The organism is Streptomyces sp. WG7, from assembly GCF_049975785.1.
Classification (GTDB): domain Bacteria; phylum Actinomycetota; class Actinomycetes; order Streptomycetales; family Streptomycetaceae; genus Streptomyces.
The window spans coordinates 24,869-40,356 of the sequence record NZ_JBNGGE010000013.1; the positions used below are offsets into that span (position 1 = coordinate 24,869).

Annotated in this window: 13 protein-coding genes; 5 read left to right on the forward strand and 8 right to left on the reverse strand. The window is 72.6% G+C overall.

Translation table 11 applies throughout. The annotated features are described in order from the left end of the window. Positions 1–993: a UDP-glucuronic acid decarboxylase family protein gene (locus ACP4J0_RS15925; RefSeq protein ID WP_426599325.1), complete on the reverse strand. Its 993-nt coding sequence runs from the start codon at positions 991–993 to the stop codon at positions 1–3. Between the two features lie 129 nt (positions 994–1,122). On the opposite strand from ACP4J0_RS15925, the gene ACP4J0_RS15930 reads away from it, so the two are divergent. The 3 genes from ACP4J0_RS15930 (at position 1,123) to ACP4J0_RS15940 (ending at position 3,343) form a co-directional block, all read left to right on the forward strand. Further along, positions 1,123–1,908 carry a polysaccharide deacetylase family protein gene (locus ACP4J0_RS15930; RefSeq protein ID WP_426599326.1) on the forward strand — a complete coding sequence of 262 codons (786 nt, stop codon included), beginning with the start codon at positions 1,123–1,125 and terminating at the stop codon, positions 1,906–1,908. A gap of 42 nt (positions 1,909–1,950) precedes the next feature. Further along, positions 1,951–2,391 (forward strand): SRPBCC family protein, encoded by a 441-nt coding sequence (locus ACP4J0_RS15935; RefSeq protein WP_426599327.1) that lies wholly within the window; start codon positions 1,951–1,953, stop codon positions 2,389–2,391. Between the two features lie 85 nt (positions 2,392–2,476). After that, positions 2,477–3,343 (forward strand): endonuclease/exonuclease/phosphatase family protein, encoded by an 867-nt coding sequence (locus ACP4J0_RS15940; RefSeq protein WP_426599328.1) that lies wholly within the window; start codon positions 2,477–2,479, stop codon positions 3,341–3,343. 106 nt (positions 3,344–3,449) lie between these two features. On the opposite strand, the gene ACP4J0_RS15945 is transcribed toward ACP4J0_RS15940, so the two are convergent. From ACP4J0_RS15945 to ACP4J0_RS15970, 6 genes are all read right to left on the reverse strand, one after another. After that, positions 3,450–4,274, reverse strand: coding sequence for a DUF1963 domain-containing protein (locus tag ACP4J0_RS15945; protein WP_426599329.1), 825 nt, complete (start codon positions 4,272–4,274; stop codon positions 3,450–3,452). A gap of 149 nt (positions 4,275–4,423) precedes the next feature. Beyond that, positions 4,424–5,575 carry an XdhC family protein gene (locus ACP4J0_RS15950; RefSeq protein ID WP_426599330.1) on the reverse strand — a complete coding sequence of 384 codons (1,152 nt, stop codon included), beginning with the start codon at positions 5,573–5,575 and terminating at the stop codon, positions 4,424–4,426. 49 nt (positions 5,576–5,624) lie between these two features. After that, the gene (locus ACP4J0_RS15955; RefSeq protein WP_426599331.1) at positions 5,625–7,082 is read right to left on the reverse strand and encodes an NCS2 family permease; all 1,458 of its coding nucleotides are present in this window, start codon (positions 7,080–7,082) and stop codon (positions 5,625–5,627) included. Positions 7,083–7,393: 311 nt separating this feature from the next. Beyond that, entirely contained in the window at positions 7,394–9,778 is a 2,385-nt protein-coding gene (locus tag ACP4J0_RS15960; protein WP_426599332.1) for a xanthine dehydrogenase family protein molybdopterin-binding subunit, read from the reverse strand. 2 nt (positions 9,779–9,780) lie between these two features. Beyond that, positions 9,781–10,413, reverse strand: a complete 633-nt coding sequence (locus tag ACP4J0_RS15965) for a (2Fe-2S)-binding protein (protein ID WP_426599333.1) — start codon at positions 10,411–10,413, stop codon at positions 9,781–9,783. Further along, complete coding sequence (locus ACP4J0_RS15970) at positions 10,413–11,303, reverse strand: FAD binding domain-containing protein (RefSeq protein ID WP_426599334.1); 891 nt, start codon at positions 11,301–11,303, stop codon at positions 10,413–10,415. Before ACP4J0_RS15970 ends, ACP4J0_RS15965 begins: the two co-directional genes overlap by 1 nt. A gap of 290 nt (positions 11,304–11,593) precedes the next feature. Here ACP4J0_RS15970 and ACP4J0_RS15975 point away from each other — a divergent pair, with 290 nt between their 5' ends. Beyond that, the gene (locus tag ACP4J0_RS15975; protein WP_426599335.1) at positions 11,594–13,303 is read left to right on the forward strand and encodes a PucR family transcriptional regulator; all 1,710 of its coding nucleotides are present in this window, start codon (positions 11,594–11,596) and stop codon (positions 13,301–13,303) included. Between the two features lie 162 nt (positions 13,304–13,465). Next, positions 13,466–14,254, forward strand: a complete 789-nt coding sequence (locus ACP4J0_RS15980; RefSeq protein ID WP_426599336.1) for a hypothetical protein — start codon at positions 13,466–13,468, stop codon at positions 14,252–14,254. A 173-nt stretch (positions 14,255–14,427) separates the two neighbouring features. On the opposite strand, the gene ACP4J0_RS15985 is transcribed toward ACP4J0_RS15980, so the two are convergent. Continuing rightward, on the reverse strand, positions 14,428–15,066 hold the full coding sequence (locus ACP4J0_RS15985) for an Rv1733c family protein (protein WP_426599337.1): 639 nt from the start codon (positions 15,064–15,066) through the stop codon (positions 14,428–14,430). Positions 15,067–15,488: the final 422 nt, after the last annotated feature.

Consider the following 15,488-nt stretch of genomic DNA (forward strand, 5'->3'; position numbering starts at 1 on the left):
TCAGGCCGCGACGGAGTGCGCGAACCAGCCGATGGTCCGTTCCAGCCCCTCGCTCCAGCCGACCCGCGGCTGCCAGCCGAGCCGTTCCCGGGCCAGGGTGGTGTCGGGCCTGCGCCGGGCGGGGTCGTCGACGGGGCGTTCCACGAAGCGGATCCGGGACCCGGAGCCGGTGAGTTCGACGACGCGGCGGGCCAGTTCCAGCATGGTGATCTCGTCGGCGCCGCCGATGTTCACCGGCCCGGTCTCGCCGGACGCGGCGAGTGCCAGGACGCCGTCGACGGTGTCGTCGACGTAGCACAGGGAGCGGGTCTGGCCGCCGTCGCCGGCGACGGTGAGGGGCATGCCGACCAGGGCCTGCGCGATGAAGGTGGGCACGGCGCGGCCGTCGCCGGTGCGCATGCGGGGGCCGTAGGTGTTGAAGATGCGGACGATGGCGGCGTCGGTGCCGTGCACCTGGCGGTGGGCGGTGACCAGGGCCTCGGCGAAGCGCTTGGACTCGTCGTAGACGCTGCGGGGGCCGATCGGGTTGACGTTGCCCCAGTACGTCTCGCGCTGCGGGTGCTCCAGCGGGTCGCCGTAGACCTCGGAGGTGGAGGCGAGCAGGAAGCGGGCGCCGTCGGCGCGGGCCCGCTCCAGGGCGTTGCGGGTGCCGGTGCTGCCGACGTCGAGGGTCTCCAGGGGCAGCCGGAGGTAGTCGGCGGGCGAGGCGGGGCACGCGAAGTGCAGGACCAGGTCGAACCGGCCGGGCAGGCCGCGCAGGGCCGCCGGGTCGGTGGCGTCGGCGTGGACGAACCGGAAGCCGCGGTGCCGCTCCAGTTCGGCCACGTTGCCGCGGGAGCCGGTGGCCAGGTTGTCCAGGCACACGACGTCGGCGCCGTCCGCCAGCAGGCGGCCGCACAGGTGGGATCCCACGAACCCGGCTCCGCCGGTCACCAGGGCCCGGCGCCAGACGCGTCCGCTCAAGGGGCTGTCGCCCACGGGGCTCTCGCTCACGGGGTCCTCCTCACTCTCGGCGTCACGTGCGTGCCGGCTGAGTAACCCGATGAACGACCCCACTACCCCGAACGTACATTCGACAGACCACTATAAACTGCGTATATACTCGCTATGTATAGTCCTCGCATGCCTTCGCTGACCGGGAAGATGACCAAAACGGGGACCAGGTTGCGCGCACTCGCGACACTCGCGGCCGCCGCCTCACTGACACTCGCACTGAGCAGCTGTACGAAGCTGGAGACGGCCTCCCCCAGCTCCGTCCGGGGCGCGGCGGGCACCCGGGCACAGGCCGGGTTCGGCACCGTCGACTGCGGCCGCGTCAAGTGCATCGCGCTGACCTTCGACGCCGGACCGAGCGAGCACTCCGCCCGGCTGCTCGACATACTCAAGGAGAAGAAGGTCCCGGCGACCTTCTTCCTGCTCGGCAAACGGCACATCGACACGTACCCCGAGCTGGTCAGACGCATGGCCGACGAGGGGCACGAGCTGGCCAACCACACCTGGACGCACCAGATCCTCACGGACGCCGAACCGGACGAGATACGCGAGGAACTGGAGCGCACCGACAAGGAGATAGAGCGGCTGACCGGGCGGCGCCCCACCCTGATGCGCCCGCCGCAGGGCCGCACCAACGACACGGTGCACGAGATCTGCCGCGAACTGGGGCTGGCGGAGGTGCTGTGGAGCGTGACCGCCAAGGACTACACGACGAACGACTCCGACCTGATCACCGAACGCGTCCTGAAGCAGTCGTCCCGGGACGGCATCATCCTGCTGCACGACCTCTACGACGGCACCGTGCCCGCCGTGCCCGGGATCATCGACGCGCTCAAGAAGCGCGGCTACGTCTTCGTGACGGTGCCCCAGCTGCTGGCCCCCGGGAAGGCCGAGCCGGGCAAGGTCTACCGCTAGGCCCTACGCCCGGTCACGCGGCCGGTTCCCTACGATCGCTCCGTGGCCATCTTCTCGCTCGAACGCACCGCCCCGCTCCCCCTCGACGAGGCCTGGCGCCGGCTCACCGCGTGGCAACGGCACGGGGACGCCGTGCCCCTGACCCGGGTCACCGTCACCACCCCCGGGCCCACCCGCCCGGGCACGGTGATCGTGGCCCGTACGGGTGCCGGCCCGCTCGCCTTCGACGACCGGATGGAAGTGACCGTCTGGCAGCCACCGCAGGACGACACCCCCGGTCTGTGCCGGCTGGAGAAGCGCGGCCGGCTGGTCGGGGGCTGGGCCGAGATCGAGGTCCGTCCCGGCCCCGGCGGCCGCACCCGCGTCGTGTGGCGCGAGGAGCTGCGGGTCCGTCTCCTGCCGTCCGCCTTCGACGGCGCGCTGGGCGGCGCGGGGCGGTACGCCTTCGGCCGCACGGTCAACCAGCTGCTGCGGCGTCCGTGAACCACCGGTGGCGTACGGGGTACGGGTCGCGGACGGGATCGCGCCGCAAGCCTCGCGGCGGGCGTTTCCCGCGTACCGTGCCGGCATGTCTGCCAGAGCACGCACCCTCGTCCAACTGTCCGTGACCGCTGCCCTGTTGAGCCTGACCGTGGCGACACCGGCCGCCTCCGCCGACCAGGGAGAGGGCGCCGCGGTCCCGCTGCGCATCGCCACCTACAACATCCACGCCGGCACCGGATCGGACGGCGTCTTCGACCTCGACCGGCAGGCCGCCGCACTGCGCGCCCTCGACGCGGACGTGATCGGCCTCCAGGAGGTCGACGTGCACTGGGGTGCACGCAGTCAGGGGCTGGACACGGCCGAGGAACTGGCGCGCCGGCTCGGCATGCGGGTGTCGTTCGCCCCCATCTACAGCCTCGACCCCGTGGAGGCCGGTGACCCGCGGCGCGAGTACGGCGTGACGGTGCTGTCCCGCTTCCCTGTCCGCTCCGCGACGAACCACGAGATCACACGCCTGTCCACGCAGGACCCGAACCCGGTGCCGGCACCCGCGCCCGGGTTCGGCGAGGTGACGCTCAAGGTGCGCGGAGTGCCGGTACAGGTGTTCGTGACCCACCTTGACTACCGGTCCGACCCGGCGGTGCGGGTGGCGCAGGTCGCCGACACGCGGCGGATCATGGCGCGGGAGCGGGCGGAGCTGCCGGGGGCACGGCAGGTGCTGCTGGGCGACTTCAACGCCGAGCCGACGGCTCCCGAACTGGCCCCGCTCTGGCGGGAGCTGCGCGACGCCGGCACGGGCACCGGTGGCACGTATCCGGCCGCGGCACCCGTCAAGCGGATCGATTACGTGGCCGTGGGCGAGGGCGTGCGGGTGCGCGGCGCCTCGGTCCCGGCGGAGGCCGTGGCGTCGGACCACCGGCCGGTGGTCGCGGAGGTTTCGCTGACCAGGTAGGGGTGCGGCCCTTCGCCGGTCAGCGCGCATCCCGCTTGTCGGGCCACCGTGTACGCGGGGGGCAGACCCGTCTGGGTCCGCCGGCCGGCCAGAATCGGGCATCAACTCACGGGCCTGCGAAGCACCCCAGGACGGTCACCTGGTCGAAGCGCCGCGCCTTCACGTCCTTCCTCGCGATCGTCCAGAAGACGTCACCGCCGATGCGGAGGTTACCGAACTCCAGGACGCCGCCATGCCATTGAGCGAGAAGCGCCCAGTCGTCGGGACGAGGCCGTGCCCATGGGCCGGCCCTCCTGCCCTCCGGCTTCCCTGCCTTCTGTGCCGCCATGGCGGCGGACGCGGTGATGGGGTCGTCCTCGCCGTAGGAGTCCCTGGAGTATCCGTCGATCTGCAGGTGAGTCCCGTCGCGATGGTGCCCGTCCTCGTACAGCACGTCTGACCAGGCCTGGCGCAGTTCCTTGGCGTGCGGGTGCTCGACGGGGTCGATAAGCACCTCGTTGTCCGGCAGGGAGAGGTCGTACTCCAGTCGTAGCTCTGCGCGGTCATAGCCGTCGTCCCCAGGGCGTTCTTCGAGGGGCGTGCCGACGGGGACGTACATCACTCGGCCGGAAGCGTCGAGGTCGTCGGGATGGAGTCGGGCGAAGAAGAGGAGCCGGCCGTCGGGGGGCAGTACCAGAGTCGTTGCGTCGTCGGGCAGCGCGGCGAGGTCCAGCAGCGCGATCAGGTTCAGCCCTGCCGGGAGGTGGGGAGCGTCGGCGGGGAGCAGGTGGGGCCCGCCGAAGTGGCCCACGACCGGCCCGTCCACGGTGGACGCCAGGGTGGCGCAGGGGCGGGCGGCCTCGAGCCACCTCTCCACCTCGGCGGACGGGACGCCGCCCGCGAGCGCCTTCTCACGGAACCGGTTCATCTTGTCGAGCATCTCGGGTTTCATACGGGGAACCTAGTGGCGGGTACGGACACATGGGCCGGACCATGACCTACACCGGGCAACTGCCGGTTCCCGCGGGCGGCCGCCGACGTACCGGGAATCGCTCGCGCTCCCGGCTTGGGAGGTGCGGGTCAAGCAGGGGTCGGCACCGATCAGGCCACCGAGCCGATGCGCCCCGTCGGCGACGACGGGCCGTCGTGGTGGATCGGGGTGTGGGCGCCGGTCAGGGAGGCGCCCGTGCCGCCGCGGCGGGTCGCGACGATCTCGGCGGCGATGGACAGGGCCGTCTCCTCGGGGGTGCGGGCGCCGAGGTCGAGGCCGATGGGGGACCTGAGGCGGGCCAGCTCCAGGTCGCTGACGCCGACCTCGCGCAGGCGGGCGTTGCGGTCGAGGTGGGTGCGGCGGGAGCCCATCGCGCCGACGTAGGCCACCGGCAGGCGCAGCGCCAGCTGGAGCAGCGGTACGTCGAACTTGGCGTCGTGGGTCAGGACGCACAGCACGGTGCGCGCGTCGACCTCGGTGCGGCCCAGGTACTCGTGCGGCCACTCGACGACGATCTCGTCCGCGTCGGGGAAGCGGGCCTGCGTCGCGAAGACGGGGCGCGCGTCGCACACCGTCACGTGGTAGCCGAGGAACTTGCCGGCGCGGACCAGTGCCGAGGCGAAGTCGATCGCGCCGAAGACGATCATGCGGGGTGCCGGGACGGAGGACTCGATCAGCAGCGTGAGCGGCGCTCCGCAACGCGAGCCCTGCTCTCCTATCTCCAGGGTGCCGGTCCGGCCGGCGTCCAGGAAGGCGCCCGTCTCGGCGGCCACCGTGCGGTCCAGTTCGGGGTGGGCGCCGAAACCGCCCGTGCGGGTGCCGTCCGGGTGGACGACGAGCGCGCGGCCCGCCAGTTCCGCGGGACCGCTCACGATCCGCGCCACCGCCGTCGCCTCACCTCGCGCGGCGGCGGCGAGCGCGGCGGCCAGCGCCGGACGGGCGGGGTCGTCCGCCCGTACCGGCGTGACGAGGATGTCGATGATCCCGCCGCAGGTCAGACCCACGGCGAAGGCGTCCTCGTCGCTGTAGCCGAAGCGTTCGAGGACGGTTTCGCCGTCCTGGAGCGCCTGCCGGCACAGCTCGTACACGGCGCCCTCCACGCAGCCGCCGGAGACCGAGCCGATCGCCGTGCCGTCGGCGTCCACCGCGAGGGCGGCGCCGGGCTGGCGCGGGGCGCTGCCGCCGACGGCCACCACGGTGGCCACGGCGAAGTCGCGTCCCTGCTCGACCCACCGGTCCAGCTCATCGGCGATGTCCAGCATCTGTCGGTCTCCTTTGACGAAGGATGGGTGACGGGTTCCCGGGCGGCGGCTAGTGCACGCCCAGCCAGCTCTCGATCGGGTTGAGGGCGAAGTAGACGATGAAGATCACCGTCAGGGCCCACATGAACGCGCCGATCTCCCGGGCCTTGCCCTGTGCGGCCTTGATGGCGACGTAGGAGATGACGCCGGCGGCGACACCCGCGGTGATGGAGTACGTGAACGGCATGAGGACGACGGTCAGGAAGACCGGGATCGCGGTGGCCCGGTCGGCCCAGTCCACGTGCCGGGCGTTCATCATCATCATCGCGCCGATGACGACCAGCGCGGCGGAGGCGACCTCCTGCGGCACGATCGCGGTGATCGGCGTGAAGAAGAGGCAGGCCGCGAAGAACAGGCCGGTGACGACCGAGGCGAGTCCGGTGCGGGCGCCTTCCCCGACGCCGGTCGCGGACTCGACGAAGACGGTCTGGCCGGAGCCGCCCGCGACCCCGCCGATCGCGCCGCCGGCGCCGTCGACGAACAGCGCCTTCGACAGGCCCGGCATCCGGCCCTTGTCGTCGGCGAGCTTCGCCTCGGTGCCGACGCCGATGATGGTGGCCATCGCGTCGAAGAACCCGGCCAGCACCAGCGTGAAGACGATCATGCCGACCGTCATCGCGCCGACCTCGCCCCAGCCGCCGAACTCCAGGTCGCCGAAGAGCGAGAAGTCCGGCATCGAGACGGCGCTGCCGTGCAGCTCGGGGGCGCCGTTGGCCCACTGCTTCGGGTCGATGACCCCGGTGGCGTTCAGTACGGAGGCGACGATCGTGCCGGTGACGATGCCGATCAGGATCGCGCCGGGCATGTCGCGCGCCTGGAGCATGAAGATCAGGAGCAAGGTGCCCGCGAAGAGCAGGACGGGCCAGCCGGCGAGTTCTCCGGCGGGGCCGAGGGTGAGCGGGGTCGCCTTGCCCGCGTGGACGAAACCGCCCTTGACCAGGCCGATGATGGCGATGAACAGGCCGATGCCCATCGTGATGCCGTGCTTGAGGGCGAGCGGGATGGCGTTCATGATCATCTCGCGGAGCCCGGTGACCACGAGCAGCATGATCACCACGCCGTACATCACACACATGCCCATGGCCTGCGGCCAGGTCATCTGGGGAACGACCTGCCCGGCGATCACCCCGGACACCGAGAGTCCGGCGGCCAGGGCGAGCGGCACCTTGCCGACGAAGCCCATGAGGAGCGTGGTGACCGCCGCGGCGAGCGCCGTCGCGGTGATCAGGGCCTTCTGGCCCAGGGTGTCCCCGGCGGCGTCCTTGCCGGACAGGATGACGGGGTTGAGCAGGACGATGTACGCCATCGCCATGAAGGTGGTGGTACCGCCGCGCACCTCACGTGCGACGGTGGATCCGCGGTGGGTGATGTGAAAGTACCGGTCGAGCCAAGACCGGCCGGCGGGGACGCGGGAACCCGCGCCCGCGTCCTCGGCGGTGGTCTTGGGCTCCACTGACTGCTGGGTCATGGGGCCGTCTCCCAAGGTTCATAGGTGCACCCGAGTCGACCGCCGGGGCGGTCGCGGGATTTGGGATGAGTACGACCCGGGGGACGGCCCGAGACGAACGCGTGTGTGGTGGTGCGTGCGTGGTGGTACTGCGTGGTGGTGCGTGCGTTGTGGTACCTGCGTGGTGCTGCGTACGTGGTGTACGTGGTGGTACCTGCGTGGTGCTGCGTGCGTTGTTGTGGGGCGTCAAGCACCGCGAGCGGAGCGAGGCTTGGGGTGTGCTCCGGGCGGCGCGGAGTGTGTGACGTTCCGTGCGCCGCCCGGAGGGTCACTCACGCCGTGCCGGTCAGGTGTTCCGGTCGTACCGGCGTGCGGTCGAGCGCCAGCCCGGTCGCGTTCCGGATGGCCGCGAGGACCGCCGGAGTCGACGACAGGGTGGGTGCCTCGCCGATGCCGCGCAGCCCGTACGGCGCGTGGTCGTCGGCGAGTTCGAGCACGTCGACCGGGATGGTCGGCGTGTCGAGGATGGTGGGGAGCAGGTAGTCTGTGAAGGACGGGTTCCTGACCTTGGCGGTCCTGGGATCGACGACGATCTCCTCCATCACGGCGATGCCCATGCCCTGGACGGTGCCGCCCTGGATCTGCCCGATGACGGAGAGCGGGTTGAGCGCCTTCCCGACGTCCTGGGCGCAGGCCAGCTCGATCACCTTGACCAGGCCCAGCTCGGTGTCGACCTCGACGACGGCGCGGTGCGCGGCGAAGGAGTACTGGACGTGGCCGTTGCCCTGGCCGGTGCGCAGGTCGAAGGGTTCGGTCGGCCGGTGCCGCCACTCCTCCTCGACCTCGACGGCCTCGCCCTCCAGGACGTCCACGAGGTCGGAGAGGACCTCGCCGCCGTCGGTGACGACCTTGCCGCCCTCCAGGAGGAGTTCGGCGGTGGCCCAGGCCGGGTGGTAGGAGCCGAACTTGCGGCGGCCGATCTCCAGGACCTTCTCGCGGACCAGCTCGCAGGCGTTCTTCACGGCGCCGCCGGTGACGTACGTCTGCCGGGAGGCGGAGGTGGAGCCGGCCGAGCCGACCTGGGTGTCCGCCGGGTGGATGGTGACCTGGGTGACGCCCAGTTCGGTGCGGGCGATCTGCGCGTGGACGGTGACGCCGCCCTGGCCGACCTCCGCCATGGCGGTGTGCACGGTGGCCACCGGCTCGCCGCCGACGACCTCCACGCGGACCCTGGCCGTGGAGTAGTCGTCGAAGCCCTCGGAGAAGCCGACGTTCTTGATGCCGACCGCGTAGCCGACGCCGCGGACGACGCCCTCGCCGTGCGTGGTGTTGGACAGGCCGCCGGGCAGCTGCCGTACGTCGGCGCCCTCGCTGGACTCCCACTGGCGCTCCGGAGGCATCGGCATCGCCTTGACGCGGCGGAGCAGTTCGGCGACCGGCGCCGGGGAGTCGACCGGCTGGCCGGTGGGCATGACGGTGCCCTGCTCCATGGCGTTGATCCGGCGGAACTCCACCGGGTCCATGCCGAGTTCCTTGGCCACCTTGTCCATCTGCGCCTCGTAGGCGAAGCACGCCTGGACCGCGCCGAAGCCGCGCATCGCGCCGCAGGGCGGGTTGTTGGAGTAGAGGGCGATGGCCTCGATGTCCACGTCGTCGACCACGTACGGGCCGACGGCCAGGGAGGCGGCGTTGCCGACGACCGCCGGGGAGGCGGAGGCGTAGGCGCCGCCGTCCAGGACGATGCGGCACTTCAGGTGCGTGAGTTTGCCGTCCTTGGTGGCGCCGTGCTCGTAGTGGAGCTTCGCCGGGTGGCGGTGGACGTGGCCGAAGAAGGACTCGAAGCGGTTGTAGACGATCTTGACCGGCTTGCCGGTGCGCATCGCCAGCAGGCAGGCGTGGATCTGCATCGACAGGTCCTCGCGCCCGCCGAACGCGCCGCCGACGCCGGACAGCGTCATGCGCACCTTGTCCTCGGGCAGGCCGAGCACGGGCGCGATCTGACGCAGGTCGGAATGGAGCCACTGGGTGGCGATGTAGAGATCGACGCCACCGTCCTCGGACGGCACCGCGAGGCCGGACTCGGGGCCGAGGAAGGCCTGGTCCTGCATGCCGAAGTAGTACTCGCCCTCGACGATCACGTCGGCGCGGGCGGCTGCCGCGTCGGCGTCGCCTCGGACGATCGGCTGGCGGTGCACGATGTTGGGGTGCGGGACGTGGCCGACGTGGTGGTCGTCGCGGTTCTCGTGGACGAGGAGCGCGTCGGGGGCGGTCGCGGAGGCCTCGTCGGTGATGACGGGCAGCTCCCGGTACTCCACCTTGATCTTGGCGGCGGCGCGGCGCGCGGTCTCCGGGTGGTCGGCGGCGACGATCGCGACCGGTTCGCCGTGGTGGCGTACCTTGCCGTGCGCGAGGACCGGGGTGTCCCGGATCTCCAGGCCGTAGGTGCGCACTTGGGTGGGCAGGTCGTCGTACGTCATGACCGCGTAGACGCCCGCCATGGCGAGGGCCTCGCCGGTGTCGATGGAGACGATCTCGGCGTGCGCGACGGTGGAGCGCAGGATCTGGCCCCAGAGCATGTCCTCGTGCCACATGTCGGACGAGTACGCGAACTCGCCGGTGACCTTGAGGGTGCCGTCCGGGCGGAGCGTGGACTCGCCGATGCCGCCCTTGGTCTGGGATCCCTGGGTGATTTTCGTGGGTGCGCCGGTGGCAGCCATGTTCAGACCCCCTCGGACTGACGGGCCGCGGCCAGGCGGACCGCGTCCATGATCTTCTCGTAGCCCGTGCAGCGGCACAGGTTGCCCGACAGCGCCTCGCGGATGTCCGCGTCGGTCGGGTTCGGGTTGCGCTCCAGCATCTCGTCGGCGGCGACCAGCAGACCCGGCGTGCAGAAGCCGCACTGGACGGCGCCGGCGTCAATGAACGCCTGCTGGACGGGCGCGAGTTCGGTGCCCTCGCCGGTCTGGGAGTCGGTGCCCTTGGCCCGCCACCGCTTGGCTTCGTCGAGGGTGGTGCCGTTGCCCGCGCCGCTGCTCTCGCTGCTTCCGCCGCTTCCGCCGTTCGCGCTGCCGCAGGCGCCGGTGGCGCAGCCCCGGGCGCGTTCCTTGGCGAAGTCGGCCAGGCCCTCGACGGTGACGACCTCGCGGCCCTGCGCCTGGCCGGCCGCGACCAGGCAGGAGCAGACCGGAACACCGTCCAGGCGGACCGTGCAGGAGCCGCACTCGCCCTGTTCGCAGGCGTTCTTGGAGCCGGGCAGGCCCATCCGCTCGCGCAGCACGTACAGCAGGGACTCGCCCTCCCACACGTCGTCGGCTTCCTGCGGACGTCCGTTGACAGTGAAGTTGACGCGCATTACGCGGCTCCCTCCGTGGTGTGGCGGGCGCCGCGGTACGACTCCCAGGTCCAGGTGAGCGTCCGGCGGGCCATGACGCCGACCGCGTGGCGGCGGTAGCTCGCGGTGCCCCGGACGTCGTCGATCGGGTTGCAGGCGGCGGAGCACAGGTCCGCGAACTGCTTGGCGACCGACGGGGTGATGATCTTTCCGTTGTCCCAGAAGCCGCCCTCGTCGAGCGCCGCGTTCAGGAACTCCTCGGCGGCCGTGGCCCGGACCGGCGTGGGCGCGGCCGAGCCGATGCCGGTGCGGACGGTGCGGCTCTCGGGGTGCAGGGCGAGGCCGAAGGCGCACACGGCGATGACCATGGCGTTGCGGGTGCCGACCTTGGAGAACTGCTGCGGCCCGTCGGCCTTCCTCACGTGCACGGCCCGGATCAGCTCGTCGGGCTCCAGCGCGTTGCGCTTCACGCCCTTGTAGAAGTCGTCGATCGGGATCAGCCGCCTGCCGCGCACCGACTCGGCCTCGACCTCGGCACCGGCGGCGAGCAGCGCCGGGTGGGCGTCGCCGGCCGGGGAGGCGGTGCCGAGGTTCCCGCCCACGCCGCCGCGGTTACGGATCTGCGGGGAGGCGACCGTGTGCGAGGCGAGGGCGAGTCCGGGGAGTTCGGTGCGGAGGTGTTCCATGATCCGGGTGTACGGGACGGAGGCGCCCAGTCGCACGGTGTCCTCGCCGACCTCCCACTCGGAGAGGTCGCCGATGCGGTTCAGGTCCATCAGGTACTCGGGCCTGCGATGGTCGAAGTTGATCTCGACCATCACGTCGGTGCCACCCGCAATCGGCACAGCGGTGGGGTGCTCGGCCTTCGCGGCGAGCGCCTCCTCCCAGCTGGCGGGGCGAAGGAAGTCCATGACCGGCTCTCTTCTTCGTCTTCGTCTGGTGAGTCGTACAGATTGAGCCAATCCGTGTGCGGCGGGCCCGGCTCGTTCAAGTGGTGTTCACGTGGAGTGCGCTCAGTACACCGGCCGGTGCTCCACCAGGGTCAGTCGCAGAAACCATGAAGGAGTTGGCTGGCCAGCGCGGGCATCTTGTAGATTCGTATGAAAGGAGGTGCTCAGTCACCTCCTCGTTTTCCTCCGGAAACGGGCGACACAGCCGCGTGACCTGGAACACTTCGAGACAAAGAACGGCGGCGACGAGAATGCGGCTGCGCGCACTGCTGGACACCGACGCGCTGGGCCTCAAGCTGCTCGGCGGCGAGGACGAGCTGGACCGCTCCGTGCGGGGCGTGATGACCACCGACCTGCGGGACCCCAGCCGCTATCTCTCCGGCGGGGAACTGGTCCTCACCGGCCTGGCCTGGCGCCGGGACGCCGACGACTCCGAGCCTTTCGTCCGCCTCCTGGTGCAGGCCCAGGTGGCCGCCCTCGCCGCCGGTGAGGCGGAGCTGGGAAGCGTGCCCGAGGACCTGGTGCTGGCGTGCGCGCGGCACCGGCTGCCGCTGTTCGCGGTGAACGAGTCGGTCGCCTTCGCGACCATCACCGAGCACGTCGTCCGCCAGGTGTCCGGCGAGCGGGCCGGCGACCTCGCGGCCGTGGTGGACCGGCACCGCCGGATGATGACCTCCGGCCCGGCGGGCGGCGGCCCCGACGTCGTCCTGGACCTGCTCGGCTCCGACCTCGACCTGCGGGCGTGGGTGCTGTCCCCGACCGGGCGTCCCGTCGCCGGCCCGAAGGACGCCGGCTCCGCCCTGTCCTCGGAGGTGTGCGCGAACCTGGCGGCGGAACATCTCGCGGCCACCCGCGCGGGCCGGCGCGCGCCGCACCGGGTGGCCCTGGGCGCGACGACGTACAGCCTCTTCCCGGTGCACGGCTCGGGGCACCGCCCGCCCGCGGCCGGCACGGGGCGCCTGCCGCAGGCCCCCCGGGACGTGCGCGAGACGGTGCTGTCCGACTGGCTGCTGGTCGTGGAGGCGGACGCCGGGGACTGGGCCGAGGAGCGGCTCGACCTGCTGTACGGCGTCACGCAGCTGATCGCGGTCGAACGGGACCGCCGGGACGCGGCGCGCACGGTGCGGCGGCGGCTCGCGCAGGAAGTCCTGGAGCTCGTGCAGACGGGCGCCGCGCCCGCCGAGATCGCGGCCCGGCTGCGGGTCGCGGCACCGGTGCTGCTGCCGGGCCTCGGCGCGGCCCCGCACTGGCAGGTCGTCGTGGCCCGCGTCGAGTGGGAGGACGGCACGGAAGGCTCGGCGGAGACCGGCCCGGTCGCCCAGACCCTGCTGGAGGAAATCCTCGTCGACCCGCTGGCCACCGGCCCCGAGCACGCCGACCGCATCGCGGTGGCGCACACCGGCGAGGAGGCCGTCGCCCTCGTACCGCTGCCGGCCGTCTCCAGCGAGCACGACGGTTCCGAGACCGGCATACTCGCGGACGCGCTGCTGGCGTCCGTCCAGGAACCGCTGTCGGCCGGACTGGACGGCGACGGGCGGGTCACGCTCGGGGTCAGCGCCGCCGTGCACTCGGCGGAGGGGCTGCGCGGCGCGCTGGAGGAGGCTCGGCACGCACGGCGGGTCGCGGCGGCGCGCCCCGGCCGGGTGTGCGCGGCCGGCCACCAGGAACTGGCCTCGCACGTGCTGCTGCTCCCCTTCGTCCCCGACGACGTCCGCCGGGCCTTCACCGCCCGGCTGCTGGACCCGCTGCGGGACTACGACCGCCGCCACCGCGCCGAGCTGATCCCGACGCTGGAGTCGTTCCTCGACTGCGACGGCTCCTGGACGCGCTGCGCGACCCGGCTCCACCTGCACGTCAACACGCTGCGCTACCGGGTCGGGCGGATCGAGCAGTTGACGGGGCGCGACCTGTCGCGCCTCGAGGACAAGCTCGATTTCTTCCTGGCACTGCGGATGAGCTGAGACCGCGGGGCGCCCGGAGGCCCGGAACGGTCCCAAACCTCGGGACCGGGAAGTCCCACGACTTTGTGAAAAGTTTCACCCATCCCCTTGGCCGGGCCGCCGGATCCGTGCTGAGATGCGGCCACCACTCGAGTGCTCGATGGCGTGCCAAGGGAGGGCGACGTGGCGCATTCCGCCATGGCTGGTTCTGGTTGGGGAACGACCGAAGGTGACGATCCGCTCCAGACCGCGGTATGGCGGTTGCGTTCGCGCGCCTGCTGGGCCGACGCGGCGGCCCTGCTGGAGCCGGTCACCGCGGCCACCGCCTTGCAGCGGACCGCGCTGCTGGTGGAGCGGTGCCTGTACACCGAGCAGGGCTGGGCGGAGGCCGAGGACGCGCTGCGCGCCGCCGAGGCGCTGGCCGACAGCGACGACGAGCGCGGAGCCGCCGCTTGCGAACGCGGGCAGCTCGCCTACGCCGCCACGGTGCACGGGGTGCGGGACCGGGCCGACGAGGCGCGGGCCGCGCTGGGCCGGGCGGCGGCGCTGATCGCGCCGGGGGCCGGGGGGCGGGCGCTGCTGGACTTCCGGCGCGGGCTGCTGGCGGAGAACCTGACCCGCTCGCCGCAGGCCGCCCGCGCGGCGTACCGGCGGGCGCACGCGGGGGCGACCGCGCACGCCGACCCACTGCTCCAGTCCTTCACCTGGCGCCATCTGGCCGGACTCGCCCTGCGGGAAGGGGAGTTGGCCGAGGCCCGGCACGGCTTCGCCGAGTCGCTGCGGATCCGCGAGGAGCTGGGGTACCTCGTCGGTACGGCGCCGGCGCTGGTGTCGCTCGCGGACGCGGAGGCCGAACCGGAGGCGTCGCGGCTGCGGGAGGAGGCGCGGCGGCTGTTCCGGCTGCTGGGCGGCGTACCGACGTGGCTGGCCCGGCAGCTGGCACCGCCGGCGGCGGGCGCGGCAACGGCGTGACGGCACGCAGCCCGGCGGCGGGCGCGGCAACGGCGTGACGGCGCACAGCCCGGCGACACGGGCAGGACGCCGGGACGGCGCGCGGCCGGAAGCACGCGCAGAGCGCGACGCTACGACACACGGCCCGGCGACACGCACAAAGGACGACGCGACAACACGCAGCCCGGCCGCCGTCACGGGAGCCTGCTCCAGCGCGGGGCCGTGACGGCCCAGGCGGCGTCCCACCCGGCGAGGTTGCGCCGTCGCAGCAGGAGCCCGGTGATCCCGTGGGCGGCGAGGCCGGTGAGGACGACGCCCAGGAAGGCGACGATCGCCCAGCCCATCGTGCGGCTGCGGATCTGCTCCGCGGTCAGCGGCGGCTCGGTGATCTTCCCCGCCGTGTCGACCCAGACCAGGACGGTGCTGCCGGCGGGCAGCCCCGGCTCGACGTCGGTCTTCCCGGTCCGCGTCTCGCCGCCCGGACCGGTGAACCGCACCTTGACCGGATACCGGGTCTGCCTCGCCTCGTCCGAACCGGGCTCCGGGTGGCGCGGGGCGTCGTGAACGAGGACCGCGGGGCGGTGGTCCCGGCTGACGGCCTCGTGCTCGGCGGTCCCCCGGTAGTGGCGGTAGGCGGTGTCGCCCACCGCGAACATCGCCGCCGGGGCCGCCACCAGCACGGCGAGCAGGAGCCCGAGGGCGACCCAGGCCTGCAGCAGGTCGGTACGGCGCCGCAGGGGGTTGCGCCGCCACCGCCACAGCAGGAGGTACGGATGTCGTCCGGGGTCGGGAGCTGCGGGCGGTGGCTGTGCGGGAGGTATCTCACCAGCCACGGTGCGCCTCCTTCCTGGGTCGGGTTCCTGGGCCGGGTCCCTGGCTCGGGCTGCCGGAGCGGCGCCGCCGCCGGTGCGACGACGACGGCGAGGGCGGGTGGGATCCGGGAGGGGGCTCGGGGGTTCGGGGGTTCGGGGGTTCAGGGGGACGGGGGTTCAGGGGGACGGCGGGACGGGGCCGACGGGGTGGCCGGCACCGCGCCGGCGCAGCGAAGTTTTCCGTTGCCGGTCCGGACGGGCTCGGGTGTTCCGGCCAGGGCGGGTCCGCCGTCCGTTCGGAGGCGGGTCCGCCGTCCGTTCGGAGGCTGCTCGCGACGACGGTGGAGTGGCGGCCGGCGGATGCGGACAGGGCTGTGGCGCCGCCTCCGCGGGGAGCCCGCGGGGGCCGCGGGGGCCGCGGGCCGGTCGGCGGCCCCGGTGGC

Coding starts and splice junctions, on each gene's coding strand:
- ACP4J0_RS15930 (WP_426599326.1), top strand. CDS start 1,123: ATGCCTTCGCTGACCGGGAAGATGACCAAAACGGGGACCAGGTTGCGC.
- ACP4J0_RS15940 (WP_426599328.1), top strand. CDS start 2,477: ATGTCTGCCAGAGCACGCACCCTCGTCCAACTGTCCGTGACCGCTGCC.
- ACP4J0_RS15945 (WP_426599329.1), bottom strand. CDS start 4,274: ATGAAACCCGAGATGCTCGACAAGATGAACCGGTTCCGTGAGAAGGCG.
- ACP4J0_RS15950 (WP_426599330.1), bottom strand. CDS start 5,575: ATGCTGGACATCGCCGATGAGCTGGACCGGTGGGTCGAGCAGGGACGC.
- ACP4J0_RS15955 (WP_426599331.1), bottom strand. CDS start 7,082: ATGACCCAGCAGTCAGTGGAGCCCAAGACCACCGCCGAGGACGCGGGC.
- ACP4J0_RS15960 (WP_426599332.1), bottom strand. CDS start 9,778: ATGGCTGCCACCGGCGCACCCACGAAAATCACCCAGGGATCCCAGACC.
- ACP4J0_RS15965 (WP_426599333.1), bottom strand. CDS start 10,413: ATGCGCGTCAACTTCACTGTCAACGGACGTCCGCAGGAAGCCGACGAC.
- ACP4J0_RS15970 (WP_426599334.1), bottom strand. CDS start 11,303: ATGGACTTCCTTCGCCCCGCCAGCTGGGAGGAGGCGCTCGCCGCGAAG.
- ACP4J0_RS15975 (WP_426599335.1), top strand. CDS start 11,594: ATGCGGCTGCGCGCACTGCTGGACACCGACGCGCTGGGCCTCAAGCTG.